Origin of the sequence: Streptomyces sp. NPDC057565 (assembly GCF_042801455.1) — a bacterium.
Taxonomy (GTDB): Bacteria; Actinomycetota; Actinomycetes; order Streptomycetales; family Streptomycetaceae; genus Streptomyces; species Streptomyces yanii.
Genome location: NZ_JBHVFU010000002.1, coordinates 1 through 19870 on the forward strand (window position 1 = coordinate 1; position 19870 = coordinate 19870).

Consider the following 19870-nt stretch of genomic DNA (forward strand, 5'->3'; position numbering starts at 1 on the left):
GCGGTCTTCTGTGTTTCTTTTTTGTCTGGTGGGTTGTTTTTTGTTTTTCCCCCCGCCGACCTGGGCGGGGGGCCGGCGGGCCGTGCGATCGCACGGCGGCCGGACGTCCTTGGACGGGGTCTCCCTGCTCGTACGAAGTTGAGAGCCTGGGGATGGAGCCACCAGGGCTTTCGGCCGACGCAGAAGGGGATCCCCCGGCCCTTAAGGCCTTGGGGAGGACGTACCGGACGGTGCGACGGGGCAAAGCCCGCCGGAAGGGGCGCGAGCGGAATCCGGGCCGTGGTGCGGTCGCCAGGTCGGGTCAGACCGCGACGCCCTGCTGGCGCAGGAACGAGACCGGGTTGATCGCCGAACCGTAGTTGGCAGTGTGACGGATCTCGAAGTGCAGGTGCGGGCCGCTGGAGTTACCGGTGTTGCCGGAGAGAGCGATCTTCTCGCCCGTGCTCACGGTCTGGCCTATGCGCACGTCGATCCGCGACAGGTGCGCGTACTGCGAGTACGTGCCGTTGCCGTGCTTGATCACGATGGCGTTGCCGTACGCGGGACCGTCGCCGCCACCGTTCGGGCCCGCCTTCACGACGGTGCCGGAGTGCGCGGCCTTGACCGCGGTCCCGATCGGCACGGCGAAGTCCTGGCCGGAGTGCTTGTGAGCCCAGCGGCTGCCGTCGGTGCCGAAGGTGGCGCTCAGCGTGTAGTGACGGACCGGCGCCATCCAGGAGGCGGCCTTGCCGGCGGCCTTCTCGGCCGCCTTGCCCTGCGCGGCCACCGAGTCGGCCGCGGTGGCGCCGATCAGGGTCGCGGTGCCGGGGGAGCTCGCCGGGGCGGCCGCGAACGCAGCGCCCGCGCCGAGAACCATCGACGTCCCCAGGCCGGCTGCCACTACGGCGCCACGGACACGGGACATGAACGGGCGGCGGGAGTGCTGGAACGTAACGCACTTCGACATATGCGGAGATCCTCCGGATGTGAGTGAACCCGGCTTGTCCGCCGGGCTGGCCATCCCTTGGTAACCCGCCACCCCGTCTGCACCCAAACACCCCATCTACGAAGAAAAGCCGTATTCGGGGCCCAGGGAACCTGCCGTCACGGGCTCCAGACCCTCGCCGCACAAGTCGGCCGAATCTCCCCGGCCGGACAGGTTTAACCCCAGCTCCAAACCGCCTGAAACGGACATGTTGCCGTGTTTCAGGCCTCCCCTCCCACCGCGCCGAAGGTCCCGTTCCGCTGCGGGGCGAAGGCCCCGTCCACGATCACGGTTCCGTCTCCTATGCCTCGTAGTAAGGCCGAAAAGGGGTGTGCTGCTTGTCACCGCCGACGGGACCGCAGACCGTCCGAATCGGGACCTTCGGCATGCAACCTGACTACGCTGTCACGCCAGACGCTCAGCTCCCGGGGACAGCGATGACCAGCGACAGCGCGGACGCCATGGACGGCATCGAGCTCGCAGACGCGGTCGAGTCCATCCGCAATCAGCTCATCGACGCCGCGAGCCGCGCCATCGGCCGCCCCGTGCCCTCGAACTCCGCAAGGAGGTCGAGGGCAGCGGCAAGGTGAAGGCCTGGGTGGTGGAGACGGGCGCCGACGCGTCCCGTGCGACGGGCCGCACCCGCAAGGTCTCCCTCACCCTTGAAACCGCGCGACACCACGAGCGGCGAGCCCTGGCGGATCGGTCACGAGGATGCGGGCAGCACGGCGCACTTCGGCCGCGGTACGGCGCAGCCGTGAGCGCGACGCGGCCCACGGCCCGCACGGTCGCCTTCCATGGCTCCGGGGCCGTCCAGGGCAGCGGAGCCCTGCTCACCGGCCGGCTGGTGCTGACCTGCGCCCACGTGGTCAAGGGCGGCAACCGGGCCGTCGTCGCCCACCCTGATCTGCCGAGCACCTTCCCGCATGGAAGTCGCTCCTGCTCGCCCCGGGACGGCACGGCGAAGGGGCTGCCCCGGAACCGTACGAAACGGTCCGGGGCAGCCCCTTCGGATGCTCAGACGCTCAGCGCGCCCTTACGCGTCCTTCGTCAGGTTCGGGCCGGCGCCGCCTGCCGCCTGCTCGATCGGCGGGACGTCGGGCAACGCCGACTTCTCCTCGCCGCGGAAGGTGAACTTCTTCTCCTCACCCTCGCCCTCGGTGCCGACGACCACGATGTGACCGGGGCGCAGCTCACCGAAGAGGATCTTCTCGGAGAGGACGTCCTCGATCTCGCGCTGGATCGTCCGGCGCAGCGGCCGGGCGCCCATCACGGGGTCGTAGCCCTTCTTGGCCAGGAGCGACTTGGCTTCCGCGCTGAGCTCGATGCCCATGTCGCGGTCCTTCAGGCGCTCGTCCACCTTGGCGATCATGAGGTCGACGATCTGGATGATGTCTTCCTCGGTGAGCTGGTGGAAGACGACCGTGTCGTCGACACGGTTGAGGAACTCCGGCCGGAAGTGCTGCTTGAGCTCTTCATTGACCTTGTTCTTCATCCGCTCGTAGCCGGTCTTGACGTCGCCCTGGGCGGCGAAGCCCAGGTTGAAGCCCTTGGAGATGTCCCGGGTCCCGAGGTTGGTCGTCATGATGATGACGGTGTTCTTGAAGTCCACGACCCGGCCCTGGGAGTCGGTCAGGCGACCGTCTTCCAGAATCTGGAGCAGGGAATTGAAGATATCGGGGTGGGCCTTCTCGACCTCGTCGAAGAGGACGACGGAGAACGGCTTGCGGCGCACCTTCTCGGTGAGCTGGCCACCCTCTTCGTAACCCACGTAACCGGGGGGAGAACCGAAGAGGCGGGAAACCGTGTGCTTCTCGCTGAACTCCGACATGTCGAGGGAGATCAGCGCGTCCTCGTCGCCGAAGAGGAATTCGGCGAGCGTCTTGGAGAGCTCGGTCTTACCGACACCGGACGGGCCGGCGAAGATGAACGAGCCACCGGGGCGCTTCGGGTCCTTCAGACCGGCTCGCGTACGGCGGATCGCCTGCGAGAGGGCCTTGATGGCGTCCTTCTGGCCGATGACGCGCTTGTGGAGCTCGTCCTCCATGCGCAGCAGTCGGGAGGACTCCTCCTCCGTCAGCTTGAAGACCGGGATGCCGGTGGCGGTGGCCAGGACTTCGGCGATGAGCTCGCCGTCGACCTCGGCGACGACGTCCATGTCGCCGGCCTTCCACTCCTTCTCCCGCTTGGCCTTCGCCGCCAGCAGCTGCTTCTCCTTGTCGCGGAGGGAAGCTGCCTTCTCGAAGTCCTGGGAGTCGATGGCCGACTCCTTGTCGCGGCGGACACCCGCGATCTTCTCGTCGAACTCGCGGAGGTCCGGCGGCGCGGTCATCCGGCGGATACGCATCCGGGAACCGGCCTCGTCGATCAGGTCGATCGCCTTGTCCGGCAGGAAGCGGTCCGAGATGTAGCGGTCGGCCAGCGTCGCGGCCTGGACCAGCGCCTCGTCCGTGATGGAGACGCGGTGGTGGGCCTCGTAGCGGTCGCGCAGACCCTTGAGGATCTCGATGGTGTGCGGCAGCGACGGCTCCGCGACCTGGATGGGCTGGAAGCGGCGCTCAAGAGCGGCGTCCTTCTCCAGGTGCTTGCGGTACTCGTCGAGCGTCGTCGCACCGATCGTCTGGAGCTCACCTCGCGCCAGCATGGGCTTGAGGATGCTCGCGGCGTCGATCGCGCCCTCGGCGGCACCCGCACCCACGAGGGTGTGGAGCTCGTCGATGAACAGGATGATGTCGCCACGGGTGCGGATCTCCTTGAGGACCTTCTTCAGGCGCTCCTCGAAGTCACCGCGGTAGCGGGAACCGGCGACCAGTGCACCGAGGTCGAGGGTGTAGAGGTGCTTGTCCTTGAGGGTCTCGGGCACCTCGCCCTTGACGATGGCCTGCGCCAGGCCCTCGACGACCGCCGTCTTGCCGACGCCGGGCTCGCCGATGAGGACCGGGTTGTTCTTGGTACGGCGGGACAGCACCTGCATGACCCGCTCGATCTCCTTCTCGCGCCCGATGACCGGGTCGAGCTTGGATTCGCGAGCGGCCTGGGTGAGGTTCCGGCCGAACTGGTCGAGCACCAGGGACGTGGAGGGTGTGCCCTCCGCGGGGCCGCCTGCAGTGGCCGCCTCCTTGCCTCCCGAGTACCCGGAGAGCAGCTGGATGACCTGCTGCCGCACCCGGTTCAGGTCGGCGCCCAGCTTCACGAGGACCTGGGCGGCGACGCCCTCGCCCTCGCGGATCAGGCCGAGCAGGATGTGCTCGGTACCGATGTAGTTGTGGCCAAGCTGAAGAGCCTCGCGGAGCGACAGCTCCAGGACCTTCTTGGCTCGGGGAGTGAAGGGGATGTGCCCGGACGGGGCCTGCTGGCCCTGACCGATGATCTCCTCCACCTGCTGGCGGACCGCCTCGAGCGAAATCCCGAGGCTCTCCAGGGCCTTAGCGGCGACACCCTCACCCTCATGGATAAGGCCCAGGAGGATGTGCTCGGTGCCGATGTAGTTGTGGTTGAGCATCCGGGCTTCTTCCTGAGCCAGGACGACAACCCGCCGCGCGCGGTCGGTGAACCTCTCGAACATCGTTAATCGCTCCTCAGAGCGGTCAGGCAGTAAGGGGTCGGTCCCCTCCCTGTCCTTCCGCAGCTTAGTCCCGCAAGCGGGGACCGCTCATTCCAACTGCCGACACCCGTCCTTGGCCTCCTGCCCCGAACGCCGACAACTGCTCCAACCCGATGGTGCGAGACGATGTTCCCGCAGGCCAGGCAGATACCCCTATCGCCAGTACGCCGATGGCGAACGTGAGACGTGCCGAGCTGCGTGTCGCCCCTCCCCACTAGGGATGTTCTTACCCGCAATTACAGACAGTCCATGCGGCGCGCGCCGGTTCCCTCCGCTATGGGCGAACATCCTTGCGCGCGGAAACGCACTCGCACGCCCCCCGTCATGGGTACGTTGCGCACACAACTGCCGACTCTGCGTAACTCTTGGGGCGGTCCGGCAGTTCTTCGGACATGGCCCTCACCATCCCGCCCCCACGCGCAACGCTCGTCGACGAGCGCAAGGGTGACTGTGCGTGGTGGTACGAGCACGAACTCGGCTGGCCGACGGAAGGGACCGCTCCGGTGCGGTTGCCGACCGGGCTGCGGTTCGACGTCCTGGAGCTGCCTGCGGCCGCGGGGTACGCGGCGCTGCGGCGAGTGGGGCGCACCGGACCCGTGGCGCTGACGGGGCGGACCATGGGGCTGCTGGTGGCCGCGGGGAGCGCCGACGAGCTGCCGGGGCTGCTCGACTGGCTGGACTGGGGCGGGGTCTCCCTCGCGCTGACCGCCGTCAGTACGGGCGGGCGGATCATCGCGCCGACGCCGCCCGACTGGGCTCCTGGCTCGCCGGGGGCCGCCGCATGGCTGCGGCCCCCCGAGCTGCGGCACGAGGGGAAGCCGGAGCTCCCGGCCCTCGCCGGGCTCGGGAGCAGGGGTGGGGATGCTCCCGATCTCGTACGGCTCGTGGACGCGGTGGCAACGGAATGCCACCGGGCCCGGTTGATGCATGCCCGGACGGGGCGAACGACAACGGTGCAGCCGACAGCGGAGCTGTCGGCAAAGGGACTGCCGACGGGTCGGTCGGCAGTTCAGCCGTTGGCCTTCTCGTAAGCCTCGCGGATCTCTGCCGGAACACGACCACGGTCATTCACATTGTGACCGTTCTCGCGCGCCCACTTACGGATCTCAGCAGTGTCCTTGTTGCCACCGGTAACGGCGCGACCCTTGCCACGACCCGCCCCGGCACGGCCACCGGTACGCCGGCCACCCTTGGTGTACGGCTCAAGAAGGCCACGGAGCTTGTCCGCGTTGGTCGTGGTGAGGTCAATCTCGTACGTCTTGCCATCCAGAGCGAACGTGACCGTCTCGTCCGCCTCGCCACCGTCGAGGTCATCGACAAGAAGGACCTGAACCTTCTGTGCCACCGGATTTCCTTTCATCGAAAATGCAGTACGCGGAAAGGAAACCGCTTTTCCCCGGAAAACACAAACCCCTGGGAGAGGTTCAGGAGCTCAAGAACACGGGAAACATGCGCGATTCGGACATAGGGTTCCGGCGCCTTCCGACGGTCACAGGTGCAGAAGCATCCGGCTGTTGCCCAAGGTGTTCGGCTTCACTCGTTCGAGACCGAGGAACTCTGCTACGCCCTCGTCATAGGAACGCAGCAGCTCGCTGTAGACATCTGTGTCGACCGGCGTCTCTCCGATCTCCACGAAGCCGTGCTTGGCGAAGAAGTCGACTTCGAAGGTGAGACAGAAAACCCGGCGCACACCCAGCCAGCGGGCGGTCTGCAACAGCTTGTCCAGCACTTGATGCCCCACTCCGGCGCCCTTGATGCTGTGATCGACCGCGAGAGTACGGACTTCGGCGAGGTCTTCCCACATCACATGGAGTGCGCCGCAGCCGATGACCCGGGCGTCCTCGTCGCGTTCCGCGATCCAGAACTCCTGGATGTCCTCGTAAAGCGTCACCGTTGCTTTGTCGAGCAGGATGCCTTCGCGTACGTACCCGTCGAGGAGACGGCGGACCGAGGGCACATCGCTCGTCCGGGCACGCCGGACGGTGATGGCTGCGTTTATAACCGACGGTTCGGTACGGAAATCGGTATGCGGAAGCTCTGAGGACATGCCCAGACGCTATCGCCCGGACTCCGTGTCCGCGTCATCGGACGGGCGATCGCCGGCCTCCGGCAGCTCCGGGGATACGATCCGCATCGCGTCACTGAGAGCTTCCCGCTGCTCGGCGGACATCATGCCGAAGAAGGCGACAAGTGCGGCGGCGGGGTTGTCGCTGTGGGACCAGGCTTCGTTCATCAGTGCGGCCGAGTAGGCGGCGCGGGTGGAGACCGCCGTATATCGATATGCGCGGCCTTCGACTTCCCTGCGCACCCAGCCCTTCTGATGGAGATTGTCCATTACCGTCATGACGGTCGTGTACGCGATGGACCGTTCCTTCTGAAGGTCCTCAAGGACTTCCCGCACGGTGACCGGGCGGTTCCATTGCCAGACCCGTGTCATCACGGCGTCTTCCAGCTCTCCCAATTGGCGAGGCACAGCGTCACCTTAGTGCTAGATGTCTGGAATGACCGGTTATTTACGCAACAAAAGGGCGTACGGCTCCTGATGAGCCGCACGCCCTTCATGCGGTACGCGAGGTGCGGTACGCGCCGTACCGGTCAGACGCCCTCGGTCCGCGGTGTCTGCTGCGCCGCCTCGGCACGGCTGAGCGCCGAGTCCACGGCCGCGTCCTCCTTGGCCTTGTTCGGGCCGCCCTGGCTCTTGACGATCGTCACGACGAGGCCGATGAAGAAAGCGGCCATCACCACGGGGGGCACGAGCGCGGATACGTAGTCCATGGGATCCAGAGTAGCGATCCCGGTACGGACTTCCGCGCGACCCCTCCGTCGTCCGGCGTGGCTACCCCGCGGCGCGCTGTTGCGGGGGCGGAACGGGCCGACGGCGGGGCGGAAAGACTTCCGAGGGCTTCGGGGCGGGGCGCTCGGACGGCGGCACCGGACGGGCCGGGGCTGCCGGGGTCTTCGGCTTTTCGGGCTCCGCGGCCCGGCCGCCGGGCAGGGCGAGCAGGCGGCTGCGCGGCGCGGGTGCTGCCGTGGGGACGGCGCGTCCGGCGAGACGGGCCCGCACCGACCGCTCGGCGAGCACGTGGCAGCGCTCCAGGAGCACCGCGGCAACCGGTCTGCCCCGTTGGGTACGCAGGGCGGCCAGATCCTCCGGGCGGGGGTCGTATCCGGCGGCCAGGGCATCCTGGAGCAGCTCCAGATAGCGGGCGACCGAGCCTGGCAGGGCGTCGCGGTAGCGGACGAGGTCGGCGAGGAGGAACGCGCGCAGCCGTCCCGCCTCCCCGACCGCCTCGTCCAGGGAGCCCGCGAGCCGCAGGCAGTCCTGGACGTCCTCGTCGGGCAGGGGCGCGGGGCGGAGGGCATTGGCGAGGGCGCGTCGGAGCACACGCAGCTCGTCCGCGCTGAACGCCATACCGCCGCGTGATCCGTAGGGCGTGGGCATAACGCGACAATACGTGCTACATGGACAAAATCCGTTTAGCTGGGCGACGGCGGCGCGGCGGCGGTCTTCGCACCGCCGCCGCGCCGTTCCCGCAGGTACTCGGCGCGTGCCCTACATCCGGGCGATGTTGCGCTCGTACACCAGTCGCAGCCCGACGAGCGTGAGCCAGGGCTCGTGCTCGTCGATGACGGAGGATTCCCCCAACACCATCGGAGCAAGGCCGCCGGTCGCGATGACGGTGACGTCGTCCGGGTCGGCCGCCAGCTCCTTCTTCATGCGCTCGACGACTCCGTCGACCTGGCCCGCGAAGCCGTACACGATCCCCGCCTGCATGGCCTCGACCGTGTTCTTGCCGATCACGCTGCGCGGCCGGGCCAGCTCGATCTTGCGGAGCTGGGCGCCCTTCACGCCGAGCGCCTCGACCGAGATCTCGATGCCGGGTGCGATGACCCCGCCCGCGTACTCGCCCCGGGCGGAGACCGCGTCGAAGGTGGTCGCCGTGCCGAAGTCGACGACGATCGCCGGGCCGCCGTAGAGATCGACGGCCGCGACCGCATTGATGATGCGGTCCGCGCCGACCTCCTTCGGGTTGTCCATCAGGATCGGGACGCCCGTCTTGATGCCCGGCTCGACGAGCACGGCGGGCACGTCGCCGTAGTAGCGGCGGGTGACCTCGCGCAGCTCGTGCAGGACGGCCGGGACCGTGGAGCAGATCGCGATGCCCTCGATACCGTCGCCCAGCTCCTCGCCGAGCAGCGGGTGCATGCCCATCAGGCCGTTGAGCAGCACCGCGAGCTCGTCCGCGGTGCGGCGGGCGTCGGTGGAGATCCGCCAGTGCTCGACGATCTCCTCACCGTCGAACAGGCCCAGGACGGTGTGGGTGTTGCCGACGTCGATGGTGAGCAGCATCAGACGCCGGCCCCGTCGGTGTCGCGGAAGTCCAGGCCGATGTCGAGGATCGGCGAGGAGTGGGTGAGCGCGCCGACGGCCAGGTAGTCGACGCCTGCGGCGGCGTAGGCACCGGCGGTGTCGAGGGTGAGCCGGCCGGAGGACTCCAGGACCGCGCGGCCGCCGACGAGCGCGACGGCCTCCTCGGTCCGGGACGGGGTGAAGTTGTCCAGCAGGATCAGGTCGGCGCCCGCCTCCAGGACCTCGCGGACCTGGTCCAGGGTGTCGACCTCGACCTCGATCGGTACGTCCGGGAACTCGTCCCGCACCCGCCTGAACGCCTCGGCGACGCCGCCCGCCGCGATGACGTGGTTGTCCTTGACCAGTGCGGCGTCGGAGAGCGACATCCGGTGGTTGACACCGCCGCCGCAGCGCACCGCGTACTTTTCCAGGGCCCGCAGGCCCGGGGTGGTCTTGCGGGTGTCGCGGACCTTCGTCTTCGTGCCTTCGAGCGCATCGGCCCAGGCGCGGGTGGCGGTCGCGATGCCGGAGAGCCTGCAGAGCAGGTTGAGCGCGCTGCGCTCGCCGGTGAGCAGGTCACGGGTGCGGGTGGTGACGGTCAGCAGCTTCTGGCCGGGAGCGACACGGTCGCCGTCCTCGACATGGCGCTCGACCTCGAACTCGGCCGTGCAGACGATGGAGAGGACAGCCTCGGCGACGCGCAGACCCGCGACGACACCGGCCTCGCGGGCGGTGAAGTCACCGGTGGCCATGGCCTCCTCGGAGACCGTGGCGACGGTCGTGACGTCCACACCGCCGTCGAGGTCCTCCTCGATGGCGACGTGCGCGACGTCCTCGACCTGGACCGGGTCGAGGCCCGCGTCGGCGAGCAGCTGGGCGAGGTCGGGGTCGAGACCGCACTCCAGGGGGTCCAGCTCGTAGCGTTCCTCCCCGCCGCAGCCGCAGGCGTCCCCGCAGCCGCCCGCGGCCGGTGCGGGCGCGCCGATCTGGATCAGCGGTACGTCCACGGGTGTGGGGCGCGGATTCTCTTCGGGCGTGCTCACGGTTACGGCTCCTCGGGAGTGGGGTGGTTCGTGGGTGCTGCTGCGCAGTCTGGTGCCCCCGTCGCGCGTACGGGCGGGAATGCCTCGGACTCCGTACGGGCCAGGACCAGCTGCCGGTCGGGGGTGAGCCGGACGACGAGGTGGCGGCGCCAGGTCTCGTCGTCGCGTTCGGGCCGGTCCTCGCGCCAGTGGCAGCCGCGGGTCTCCTCGCGCTCCCGGGCTGCAGCGACCAGGACGCGCGAGACGAGGAGCAGGTTAGTGGCCTCCCATGCCTCGACGCCGGGCACCGCGACCTTGGGCTCGGCCGCCTCGGCGTCGACGGCGGCGCTGCGGTGCAGGGCCTCCAGCTCGTCGGCGGCGGTGGCGAGGCTTGCGGCGGAACGAAGGACTCCGGCGCCCTGGGTCATGATCCGCTGGATCTGCGGCCGCACCTCGGGGGCAAGGAGCGGGGAGGGGGCGGGGGATCCGGCGGCCGGGATTTCGGAGGCCGGGGCCTGCACGGTGCGCGGACCGTTCGCGACGATGTCCGCAGCGATGCGTTCGGCGAAGACCAGCCCCTCCAGGAGCGAGTTGGACGCCAGCCGGTTCGCGCCGTGCACACCCGTGCAGGCGACTTCTCCGCACGCGTACAGACCCGGGACCGTCGTCCGGCCGCGCAGGTCGGTGCGGATGCCGCCGGAGGCGTAGTGCGCGGCGGGGGCCACCGGGACGGGTTCGGTGATCGGGTCGATGCCGTGGGCACGGCAGGCCGCCAGGATCGTGGGGAACCGCTGCTCCCACATCTCGGCGCCGAAGTGGCGGGCGTCGAGATACATGTGCTCGGTGCCGTGCAGCTGCATCTGACGGGTGATGGCCTTGGCGACGATGTCGCGGGGCGCCAGCTCCGCCAGTTCGTGCTGTCCGACCATGAACCGCGTACCGGACGCGTCGACGAGATGGGCACCCTCACCCCGTACCGCTTCCGATACGAGGGGCTGCTGGCCCTCGGAGTCCGCGCCGAGGAAGAGGACCGTCGGGTGGAACTGGACGAACTCGAGGTCGGAGACCTCCGCACCGGCCCGCAGGGCGAGCGCGACACCGTCGCCGGTGGAGACCGGCGGGTTGGTGGTGGCGGAGAAGACCTGGCCCATGCCGCCGGTGGCGAGGACCACCGCGGGGGCGTGGACCGCGCCGACGCCGTCGTGCTGGCCCTCGCCCATGACGTGCAGGGTGACGCCCGCGGTACGCCCTTCGGCGTCCGTCAGCAGGTCCAGCACCAGGGCGTTCTCCACGGTGTGGAGGGCGGCGGAGCGGACCGCATCGACCAGGGCGCGGGAGATCTCGGCGCCCGTCGCGTCCCCGCCCGCGTGGGCGATACGGCGGCGGTGGTGGCCGCCCTCACGGGTGAGCGCGATGTCGCCGGTGTCGGTGGTGTCGAACTGCGCGCCGGTCTCGATCAGGCGGCGTACTGCGTCGGGGCCCTCGGTGACCAGGGTCCCCACCGCGGACTCGTCGCACAGGCCGGCGCCCGCGACCAGGGTGTCGGCCAGGTGCTGTTCGGGGGTGTCGCCCTCGCCGAGCGCCGCCGCGATGCCGCCCTGCGCCCAGCGGGTGGAGCCGTCGTCGAGCCGGGCCTTGGTGACGACGACAGTGGCGAGGCCCGCGGCCGCACAGCGCAGCGCGGTGGTGAGGCCGGCGACGCCGGAGCCGACCACCACGACATCCGCGTCGATGGCCCAGCCGGGGGCGGGGGCGGTCAGCCGTATTCCGGTCACGTGTCGGCTCCGAAGGTCAGCGGGATGTTGTCGATGAGTCGGGTGGCACCCACCCGCGCGGCAACGGCGAGGATCGCGTCACCGGTGGTCCGGTCATCGGGGATCTCGGTGAAGTCGGCCGGGTCCACGAGCGCCAGATAGTCCAGTGCGAGCGGGGGCTGCGCGGCGGCCGCGTCGTCGAGGATCGTCCGCGCGGCAGCGCGTACCGCCGTGGGTCCGTCGTCCGGCCGGGCCCAGGCCACCGCCTGGGTGTCGGCGGCCGCGCGGACCTCACCGAGGCGGGTGAGCGCGGCGGCCCGGCCCGTCGTCGCCGTAGTGGTCTGCGCGCGGGCGTGCAGCGCCTGCTGGGCGGCGAGCCGGTCCCGGGCGGCGAACAGGGCCCGGGAGAGGGCGAGGGCGGTGCGGCGCTCCTCGGCGTCGAGGAAGCGGTTGCGGCTGGAGAGCGCGAGTCCGTCGGGCTCGCGGACCGTCTCCACGCCGACGATCTCCACCGGGAAGTTCAGATCGCGCACCATGCGGCGGATCAGCGCCAGCTGCTGGGCGTCCTTCTGTCCGAAGAACGCGGCATCGGGGCGGGTGAGGTGCAGCATCTTGGCGACGACGGTCAGCATCCCGTCGAAGTGTCCCGGGCGGGACGCACCTTCCAGACGCTCGCCCATCGGGCCCGCGTCAATCCTGACCTGCGGTTCGCCGCCGGGGTACACCTCGTCGACGGACGGGGCGAAGACGGCGTCGGCGCCGGCCGCGCCCGCGACGGCGAGATCGGCGTCGAGGGTACGGGGGTAGCGGTCGAGGTCCGCCGCCTCACCGAACTGCAGCGGGTTGACGAAGACGGTGACGACGACCTGGCCGTCCGGGCCCGCGGCGGTGCGTGCGGCACGGATCAGGGTGGCGTGGCCCTCGTGCAGGGCTCCCATCGTCATGACGACGGCCCGCGGCCCCTTGCCTGCGCCGAACGCGTCGAGTTCGGCCGCGGTACGCAGCAGTGTGGTTGCTCCGGTCGTGTTCATCGGATCCCTCCCGGTCCGGTGCTGCCCGCGCCGCCCGCACCGGTCGCACCGTCGGACAGGACGCCGAGCAGGTCCTCCGCCAGTTCCGGCTTGAGCAGGCCGTGCGCGAGCGCCCGGTCGGCGGTCGCACGGGCCATGGCGAGGTAACCGGCCACGGTCTGCGGGGCGTGCCTGCGCAGCTCGCCGATGTGCGCGGCGACCGTGCCTGCGTCGCCGCGGGCCACCGGGCCGGTCAGCGCGTTGTCACCGGAGCGCAGCGCGTTGTCGAGTGCGGCGCCGAGGAGAGGGCCGAGCATCCGGTCGGGGGCCGCGACCCCCGCCGTGCGCAGCAGCTCCATCGACTGGGCGACCAGGGTGACCAGGTGGTTCGCACCGAGGGCGAGCGCCGCGTGGTAGAGCGGACGGGACTCCTCCGCGATCCATTCGGGCTCGCCGCCCATCTCGATGACGAGCGCCTCGGCGGCAAGCCGCAGCTCCTCGGGGGCGGTGACTCCGAAGGAGCAGCCGGCCAGCCGCTGTACGTCGACAGCCGTGCCGGTGAACGTCATCGCCGGGTGCAGGGCGAGCGGCAGGGCGCCGGCCCGCAGCGCGGGATCCAGGACCCGGGTCCCGTAGCGCCCCGACGTGTGGACGATCAGCTGTCCCGGGCGGACCGCGCCCGTCTCGGCGAGACCCTCGACCAGGCCGGGCAGGGCGTCGTCGGGGACGGTCAGCAGCACCAGCTCGGCGCGGGCGAGCACCTCTGCGGGCTGCACGAGGGGGACGTCGGGCAGAAGCGTGGCGGCGCGGCGCACGGACGCGTCGGAGACACCCGAGACGGCGACCGGGCGGTGTCCGGCGAGCTGCAGGGATGCGGCGAGAGCGGGGCCGACGCGACCCGCGCCCACGACGCCGACGGTGAGGCGGGCGGGGCGGTCCCTCGCGTCGAGGGGCTCCCTGGGTGTTGTTGCGTTCACGCGGGCGATGGCCTTCCGTTCCAGTCCGCGGGGGGTACCGGACGATTTCTCTGCATGCTACGCCAGCGTTTCGTCCGGGCCCCCGGCCGTCCACAGGCTGTGGACGAACGCGTGGATCGCCGACGGGGGAGGGGCCGCGCAGCGGTGTGGGCGGGGGCGGCGTTCTGCGTGATGATCGTCCCATGGCAGACACGGATGAGCAGGTGCAGGTGCGGGACGAGGTACGGGGTGGCTCCCCGGACGACGAACAGGCGGAGCGCCTTCGCCGGCTCGGCGCCTGGCGGCGGGCCGAGCGGGCCCTTGCGCGGCCGCAGGCCGACCGCACCCTCGGGGAGCAACTGGCCGACCTCGCCGAGCACGCCGCGTCCGTCGCCGACCCGGACCAGCCCGCGGACATCTACGGGGACGGCGTCGTCGCCCAGCTGGAGACGCGGATCGCCGGGCTGCTGGGCATGGAGGCGGCTGCGTTCTTCCCGACCGGGACGATGGCGCAGCAGGTCGCCCTGCGCTGCTGGGCGGGGCGCACCGGCAATCCGACCGTGGCGCTGCACCCGCTCGCCCACCCCGAGGTGCACGAGCGGGGCGCGCTGGGGGTGGTGAGCGGGCTGCATACCGTCCACCCGACGTCCGCGCCGCGGCTGCCCACCGCGGAGGAGATCCGCGACTTCGTCGAACCGTTCGGCACGCTGATGCTGGAGCTTCCGCTGCGCGACGCCGGTTTCGTCCTGCCGGAGTGGGAGGAGCTGGAGGCCGTGGTGGCGGCCGCGCGCGAACGTGATGCAGTGGTGCACATGGACGGCGCGAGGCTGTGGGAGTGCGCCCCCCGGTTCGGACGCGGGCTGCCGGAGATCGCGGCGCTGGCGGACAGCGTGTACGTGTCGTTCTACAAGACCCTCGGCGGGCTGTCGGGGGCGGCGCTCGCCGGTCCCGAGTCCCTGATCGAGGAGGCGCGCACCTGGCGCCACCGGTACGGCGGGCAGCTCTTCCAGCAGTTCCCGGCGGCGCTGGCCGCGCTGATCGGTCTGGAACGGGAGCTGCCGAAACTGGCTTCGTACGTGGCGCAGGCGAAGGTAGTGGCCGGTGCGCTGGCCGAGGGGTTCATGGAGTCCGCGGTGCCGTGGTTCCGGGTGCATCCGGAGCCGCCTCACACGCATCAGTTCCAGGTGTGGCTGCCGTACCCGGAGGATGTCCTGACGGAGGCGGGAGTGCGGCAGGCGGAGGAGACGGGCGTGGCGCTCTTCCGGAGGTGGCACCCGGCCGCCGCGGGGCCACCCGGGATGTCGTACACGGAGGTCACGGTGGCGGAGGCGGGACTGGAGTGGACGAAACGCGATGTGCGCGAAGCGGTGGGGGAATTCGTGCGGCGGCTGGCTTAGAGGGGGGCGGGTGCGGGGCGTCCGGGGCCGTTCCGTCCTCAAGCGCAGGACGGGCAAGCTGGTGGCGCCGGGGCCACCGCCCCGGTCGGCGGGTGCCCCGTTCGTCCGAGCACCCGTTCCGTCCTCACCCGCCGGACGGGCCGGAAGTGCCGGGCCGGGCGGGGCCGCCGGACCGGCCGACGGTGCCCGGCGGGCGGCGAATGAGGCGTTCTCGTAGGGCCGTTCTCCAGCGGCGGTTCGCCGGGCGGCCTTCGATCACCGCTGCGAAGCGGCGGGCGTCACGGGCCTCCCGCACGCCCCCCCGGTCGTGCCGGCCAGGCAGCGGCGGCGGCGCTTCCCCGTGCTGAGCTGCGCGGTAGCTGTCGAGCATGTGTTGCTGCATCGCGTCCATGACCTCAGCGTGGGCCGCTCCGGCGGGTCCGGCCCGTCGATTGACGACCACCGTCAAATGGCGCGTGACGCTCTCGCCTCGCCCCGCACTATGGAGGGGTGAGCGTGAACATCGACATCGCGGGACTGCCGTCCGAACGCATCGTCTTCGAGACCTCGCCCCTCGCCGAGCTGGGGCTCGCGCTGCATGCGCTCTCCGAGCCGGGGCACCACCCCGGCCTGCACGGCTGGGCGACGGCGACCGGCAGTGCGCTGGAGCCGGACCTGGCCGACCGGCTGCACGAGGCCGAGTTCCTGTGGCGGAACACGTTCTCGGACGTCTTCATGCCGTTCGCCGGGGTCCGTGGCGGTGACGGCAGGACCGGGGCGACGCTCGCCGAGGACCTCGACATCCTCGACCGGCTGGACGACGAGCGGTTCGTCGCCGCCGCCCTGGAGTTCACCTGCGCCAGCCTGTACGGGATCGGCGCCCCTTCCCCGCTCAGCGACCCGGGCATGCGCGCCCGCGCCCTGGACATGGCGGCGGCGCGCGGTCCGCGGCAGGTGGAGTTCACCCAGCAGCTGCTGGCCGACCCCGCCCCCGTACGCCGCTGGGTCCGGCGCCTCCTCGAGGACTGCGACGAGGCGTTCTTCGCGGACACCTGGCGCCGGGTCCAGGTCCAGCTGGTCGCCGACGCCCGGCACAAGACGGATCTGCTGCGCCGCAAGGGCGCCGACGAGGCGCTGGGCGCGGTGTCCGCAGCGCTCTCGCTCGACGAGAGCCGCGGCCGGATCAGCGTCGACAAGATGACCGAGGGCTCGACCACCGCGACCGACCCGTCCATCGGCGCCGGGCTGACGCTCATCCCGTCCAGCTTCGGCTGGCCGCATCTGATGGTGCTGCACGCACCCGGCTGGCGCCCGGTGATCCACTACCCGGTGCACCGCCCGGAGCTGCCGTCCCCCGCCTCGGTCGAGATCCTGCAGCTGCGGATGGAGGCACTGGCCCACCCCATGCGGATGCGCCTGTGCCGCAACCTCGCCCGTTCCCCGTACACCACCGGTGAACTCGCCGACTCGCACAGCATCACGGCGCCCGAGGTCTCCCGGCATCTTTCGGTGCTGAAGAAGGCTGGCCTGGTGACCACACGACGCCGCGGCCGCTACGTACTGCACCAGCTGGACCTGACCGTGGTGGCCAGGCTCGGCAGCGACTTCCTGGAGGGTGTGCTGCGGTGAGCGGCGCCGGGCGGCCGTGGGCTCGGTCCAGCCGCCTGCGCCTGAGCCCGGACGGGTCCCGCGGAGAGACCGCGATGCGTTGCGGGGTCAGCCCGCCCCGCCCCCGCCGGCCCGCACCAGCCCCGTCTCGTACGCGAGGACCACGACCTGCACCCGGTCGCGCAGGTTCAGCTTGGTGAGGATGCGGCCGACGTGCGTCTTCACCGTCGCCTCGGACAGCACCAGGCGTGCCGCGATCTCGCCGTTCGACATGCCCTGCGCCACCAGCAGCATCACCTCGCGTTCGCGTTCGGTGAGCTTGCCGATGTCCTTGTGCCGCGGTTCGTCGCCGCTGCTCGGCAGCAAGGGCGAGAAGCGGTCGAGCAGTCGTCGCGTGGTGGACGGGGCGACGACCGCGTCTCCGCTGTGCACCGAACGGATCGCGGCGAGCAGCTCGCCCGGCGGCACGTCCTTGAGCATGAAGCCGCTGGCCCCCGCCTTCAGTCCGGAGAAGGCGTACTCGTCGAGGTCGAACGTGGTCAGGATGAGCACCTTGGGCGCATCGGGCCCGCCGCAGATGCGCCGGGTCGCCTCGACACCGTCCAGCCTCGGCATGCGGACATCCATCAGCACCACATCCACGGCGGTGGAACGAAGGGTCTCGATCGCCTCCGCGCCGTCGCCGGCCTCGGCAACGACCTCCATGTCCGGCTGGGCTGCGAGCACCATCCGGAAACCGGTGCGCAGCAGCACCTGGTCGTCGACGAGCATCACGCGGATCGCCATGAGGGTTCTTGTCTCCTGTTCCTGTCCAGCAAGGGTCGGCGGGCTAGTGGGCGGGCTTGAGCGGCAGCAGCGCGCTGATCCGGAAACCGCCGCCGGGGCGCGGCCCGGCGTCGAGCGTGCCGCCGACCATGCCGACCCGCTCCCGCATGCCGATCATCCCGTGGCCCGCGCCGTCGGCGCCGCCGTCCTCGTACAGTTCGTGCGCGGCGCCCCGGCCGTCGTCCTCGACCAGCAGCCCGAGCCCGTCGTCGAAGTAGACCAGCCGCACACTCGCACCGGCGTCCGGGCCACCGTGCTTGCGGGTGTTGGTCAGGGCCTCCTGCACGATGCGGTACGCGGTCAGTTCGACCCCACTGGGGAGCGGGCGCGGGGTTCCCTCGATCTTGAAGTCCACTGCCAGGCCGGTCTGCCTGACCTGCTCGATCAGGTCCTCGATCTGCTCGACGTCGGGCTGTGGGACGTACTCCCCGCTCTCCTGGGCGTCGCCGGTCCGCAGCACGCCGAGCAGCCGGCGCATCTCGGCGAGTGCCTGCCTGCCGGTGCTGGAGATCGTCTCCAGGGCCTGCCGGGCCTGGTCGGGCGCCGCGTCCATCACGTACGCCGCGCCGTCGGCCTGCACCACCATGACGGAGACGTTGTGTGCGACGACATCGTGCAGTTCGCGGGCGATACGGGCCCGCTCGGCGGCCACCGCGACCTTCGACTGCGCCTCGCGCTCCCGCTCGAGACGGGCGGCGCGCTCCTCCAACTGGTCGAAGTACGCCCGCCGGGTCCGCATCGAGTCGCCGAGCACCCAGGCGAGCACGAACGGCACCGTCATGACGATGACGACGAAGACCTCCTGCGTCCAGTTGCCGTGCGGCTCGTTCGGCCAGCGCAGCTGCGAGAGACCGGCCGCGCAGAGACTGCAGACCAGCGCGAGCCGGGAAGCCCAGCGCTCACCGACCGTGGCCACGGTGAAGGTGATCACCAGCATGGCGAAGTTCGCGACGCTCGGTCCGACACCGAACACCAGCTGCGCGACGCCCATCGCGACGGCGAGCAGCAGCATCTTCTCCGGTGCCCGGCGGCGCAGCGCAACGACCAGGCAGAGACCGATGATGATCGGCACGGCGGGGAGCCGCTCCGATCCGCGGCTCGGGTCGGCCACCACGGACACGCCGGAGAGACCGAGGAGGACGACAGCCCAGAAGGTGTCGACGCCCGTCGGGTGTCTGCGGATGAAGTCGTAGAGGCGCTGCACGTAACCCAGCGTAGGGAAGGCCGACAGGTGACCGGGTCAGCCGAAGGGCCGATCCGGTTCCAGGGACCGTACTCCCCAAGGTGGAGACTTGGCTCCGTGACGGATGAGTGGTGTGGGTGGCAGGAGGCGGCAGAGACCGCTTTGTACGGGGACGGGGGGTTCTACCGGAGCCCCGAGGGGCCTGCCGGGCATTTCCGCACCTCCGTGCATGCCTCGCCGCTGTTCGCCGCCGCCGTGGCCAGACTGCTGGCCGGGACGGCGCGGGAGCTGGGAACGGACCGGATCGATCTGATCGACCTGGGGGCCGGGCGGGGCGAGCTGCTGACAGGGGTGCTGGCGGCGCTGCCGGGCAACGCCCCGGCGGGGCTCGTGGTGCGGGCGTATGCGGTGGAGATCGCTGCCCGGCCGCCGGGTCTGGACCCCCGGATCGAGTGGTGCGCCGAGCCGCCGCAGGGGGTGCGGGGGCTGCTGTTCGCCAACGAGTGGCTGGACAACGTGCCGACGCCGGTCGCGGAGACCGACGCGGACGGCGTCGACCGGTATGTGCTTGTCCGGACGACGGACGGCACGGAACGGCTGGGCTCACCGGTGACCGGGGCGGACGCCGAGTGGCTGCGCCGCTGGTGGCCGTCGGCCGGTCCTGGCAGCCGCGCGGAGATCGGGCGGCCGCGCGACGAGGCGTGGGCGCGGGTGGTCGCCACCTTGTCCGAGGGGCTCGCCGTGGCGGTCGACTACGCCCACGTACGGGAGGCGCGGCCGCCGTTCGGCACGCTGACCGGTTTCCGGGCCGGGCGCGAGGTGCGGCCGGTGCCGGACGGCAGCTGCGACCTGACCTCGCATGTGGCGCTGGACGCGTGCGCGGCGGCGGGTGCGGGGGGCGGGATGGAGCCGGAGGTGGTGGATCAGCGGGAGGCGCTGCGCGGGCTCGGGGTCAGCGGGGAGCGGCCGTCGCTCGCACTCGCCTCGACCGACCCGGCGGCATATGTGCGGGCGCTGGCGTCGGCGGGCGAGGCGGCCGAGCTGACCGCACGGGGCGGACTGGGCGATTTCGGATGGCTGATGCAACGGGTGGGGGCGAGCCTGTCGAGCCCCTCCGGCGTTTGACGAGCGGGCTCCGCGGCAGCGCCCCGGAGGCAATGCGGTCCGGGGTGCCGGGCGGACGGGCCGGAAAGCCCGGGGCCCGGAGCACGCTGTGC

21 protein-coding genes are annotated in these 19870 nt (G+C 70.9%); 5 read left to right on the top strand and 16 right to left on the bottom strand.

Annotated features, from left to right (window positions below):
• Positions 1-301: 301 nt before the first annotated feature.
• Positions 302-946 (bottom strand): M23 family metallopeptidase, encoded by a 645-nt coding sequence (locus ACFU8W_RS04010; RefSeq protein WP_384032080.1) that lies wholly within the window; start codon positions 944-946, stop codon positions 302-304.
• Between the two features lie 455 nt (positions 947-1401).
• Here ACFU8W_RS04010 and ACFU8W_RS04015 point away from each other — a divergent pair, with 455 nt between their 5' ends.
• Positions 1402-1554 (top strand): hypothetical protein, encoded by a 153-nt coding sequence (locus tag ACFU8W_RS04015; RefSeq protein ID WP_384032082.1) that lies wholly within the window; start codon positions 1402-1404, stop codon positions 1552-1554.
• Between the two features lie 116 nt (positions 1555-1670).
• On the opposite strand, the gene ACFU8W_RS04020 is transcribed toward ACFU8W_RS04015, so the two are convergent.
• Both ACFU8W_RS04020 and ACFU8W_RS04025 read right to left on the bottom strand, forming a co-directional pair.
• Complete coding sequence (locus ACFU8W_RS04020) at positions 1671-1892, bottom strand: hypothetical protein (RefSeq protein WP_384032084.1); 222 nt, start codon at positions 1890-1892, stop codon at positions 1671-1673.
• A 108-nt stretch (positions 1893-2000) separates the two neighbouring features.
• Positions 2001-4529 carry an ATP-dependent Clp protease ATP-binding subunit gene (locus ACFU8W_RS04025; RefSeq protein WP_345517498.1) on the bottom strand — a complete coding sequence of 843 codons (2529 nt, stop codon included), beginning with the start codon at positions 4527-4529 and terminating at the stop codon, positions 2001-2003.
• Positions 4530-4960: 431 nt separating this feature from the next.
• Here ACFU8W_RS04025 and ACFU8W_RS04030 point away from each other — a divergent pair, with 431 nt between their 5' ends.
• Positions 4961-5599 (top strand): SCO3374 family protein, encoded by a 639-nt coding sequence (locus tag ACFU8W_RS04030; RefSeq protein ID WP_384032086.1) that lies wholly within the window; start codon positions 4961-4963, stop codon positions 5597-5599.
• On the opposite strand, the gene ACFU8W_RS04035 is transcribed toward ACFU8W_RS04030, so the two are convergent.
• The 10 genes from ACFU8W_RS04035 to ACFU8W_RS04080 form a co-directional block, all read right to left on the bottom strand.
• On the bottom strand, positions 5578-5913 hold the full coding sequence (locus ACFU8W_RS04035; protein WP_327245719.1) for an Lsr2 family protein: 336 nt from the start codon (positions 5911-5913) through the stop codon (positions 5578-5580). The two genes, ACFU8W_RS04030 and ACFU8W_RS04035, sit on opposite strands and share 22 nt — an antisense overlap.
• Before the next feature lie 144 nt (positions 5914-6057).
• Complete coding sequence (locus ACFU8W_RS04040; protein WP_266984385.1) at positions 6058-6615, bottom strand: amino-acid N-acetyltransferase; 558 nt, start codon at positions 6613-6615, stop codon at positions 6058-6060.
• 9 nt (positions 6616-6624) lie between these two features.
• The gene (locus tag ACFU8W_RS04045; protein ID WP_266984383.1) at positions 6625-7041 is read right to left on the bottom strand and encodes a BlaI/MecI/CopY family transcriptional regulator; all 417 of its coding nucleotides are present in this window, start codon (positions 7039-7041) and stop codon (positions 6625-6627) included.
• Between the two features lie 122 nt (positions 7042-7163).
• Positions 7164-7343, bottom strand: coding sequence for a hypothetical protein (locus ACFU8W_RS04050; RefSeq protein ID WP_327245717.1), 180 nt, complete (start codon positions 7341-7343; stop codon positions 7164-7166).
• Positions 7344-7404: 61 nt separating this feature from the next.
• Positions 7405-7980 carry a hypothetical protein gene (locus ACFU8W_RS04055; RefSeq protein ID WP_384032961.1) on the bottom strand — a complete coding sequence of 192 codons (576 nt, stop codon included), beginning with the start codon at positions 7978-7980 and terminating at the stop codon, positions 7405-7407.
• 141 nt (positions 7981-8121) lie between these two features.
• Positions 8122-8919, bottom strand: coding sequence for a type III pantothenate kinase (locus ACFU8W_RS04060; protein WP_384032089.1), 798 nt, complete (start codon positions 8917-8919; stop codon positions 8122-8124).
• On the bottom strand, positions 8919-9962 hold the full coding sequence (gene nadC / locus ACFU8W_RS04065) for a carboxylating nicotinate-nucleotide diphosphorylase (protein WP_384032091.1): 1044 nt from the start codon (positions 9960-9962) through the stop codon (positions 8919-8921). The genes ACFU8W_RS04060 and nadC overlap by 1 nt, the downstream gene beginning before the upstream one ends.
• A 2-nt stretch (positions 9963-9964) precedes the next feature.
• On the bottom strand, positions 9965-11716 hold the full coding sequence (locus ACFU8W_RS04070) for an L-aspartate oxidase (RefSeq protein ID WP_384032093.1): 1752 nt from the start codon (positions 11714-11716) through the stop codon (positions 9965-9967).
• Positions 11713-12726, bottom strand: coding sequence for a pantoate--beta-alanine ligase (gene panC, locus ACFU8W_RS04075; protein WP_384032094.1), 1014 nt, complete (start codon positions 12724-12726; stop codon positions 11713-11715). Before panC ends, ACFU8W_RS04070 begins: the two co-directional genes overlap by 4 nt.
• On the bottom strand, positions 12723-13682 hold the full coding sequence (locus ACFU8W_RS04080; RefSeq protein WP_384032097.1) for a Rossmann-like and DUF2520 domain-containing protein: 960 nt from the start codon (positions 13680-13682) through the stop codon (positions 12723-12725). Before ACFU8W_RS04080 ends, panC begins: the two co-directional genes overlap by 4 nt.
• 182 nt (positions 13683-13864) lie before the next feature.
• On the opposite strand from ACFU8W_RS04080, the gene ACFU8W_RS04085 reads away from it, so the two are divergent.
• Complete coding sequence (locus tag ACFU8W_RS04085) at positions 13865-15058, top strand: threonine aldolase family protein (RefSeq protein ID WP_384032099.1); 1194 nt, start codon at positions 13865-13867, stop codon at positions 15056-15058.
• Positions 15059-15182: 124 nt separating this feature from the next.
• Here the strand turns inward: ACFU8W_RS04085 and ACFU8W_RS04090 are convergent, their stop codons facing one another.
• The gene (locus ACFU8W_RS04090) at positions 15183-15449 is read right to left on the bottom strand and encodes a hypothetical protein (RefSeq protein WP_384032101.1); all 267 of its coding nucleotides are present in this window, start codon (positions 15447-15449) and stop codon (positions 15183-15185) included.
• A gap of 104 nt (positions 15450-15553) precedes the next feature.
• On the opposite strand from ACFU8W_RS04090, the gene ACFU8W_RS04095 reads away from it, so the two are divergent.
• Positions 15554-16666: a DUF5937 family protein gene (locus ACFU8W_RS04095; RefSeq protein WP_345518415.1), complete on the top strand. Its 1113-nt coding sequence runs from the start codon at positions 15554-15556 to the stop codon at positions 16664-16666.
• A gap of 87 nt (positions 16667-16753) precedes the next feature.
• Here ACFU8W_RS04095 and ACFU8W_RS04100 read toward each other — a convergent pair whose 3' ends face one another.
• Together ACFU8W_RS04100 and ACFU8W_RS04105 are read right to left on the bottom strand one after the other, a co-directional pair.
• Entirely contained in the window at positions 16754-17431 is a 678-nt protein-coding gene (locus ACFU8W_RS04100) for a response regulator (RefSeq protein ID WP_384032103.1), read from the bottom strand.
• A 43-nt stretch (positions 17432-17474) separates the two neighbouring features.
• Positions 17475-18674, bottom strand: a complete 1200-nt coding sequence (locus tag ACFU8W_RS04105) for a sensor histidine kinase (RefSeq protein ID WP_384032105.1) — start codon at positions 18672-18674, stop codon at positions 17475-17477.
• Positions 18675-18770: 96 nt separating this feature from the next.
• On the opposite strand from ACFU8W_RS04105, the gene ACFU8W_RS04110 reads away from it, so the two are divergent.
• On the top strand, positions 18771-19778 hold the full coding sequence (locus ACFU8W_RS04110) for an SAM-dependent methyltransferase (protein WP_384032107.1): 1008 nt from the start codon (positions 18771-18773) through the stop codon (positions 19776-19778).
• The last annotated feature ends 92 nt before the right edge of the window (positions 19779-19870 follow it).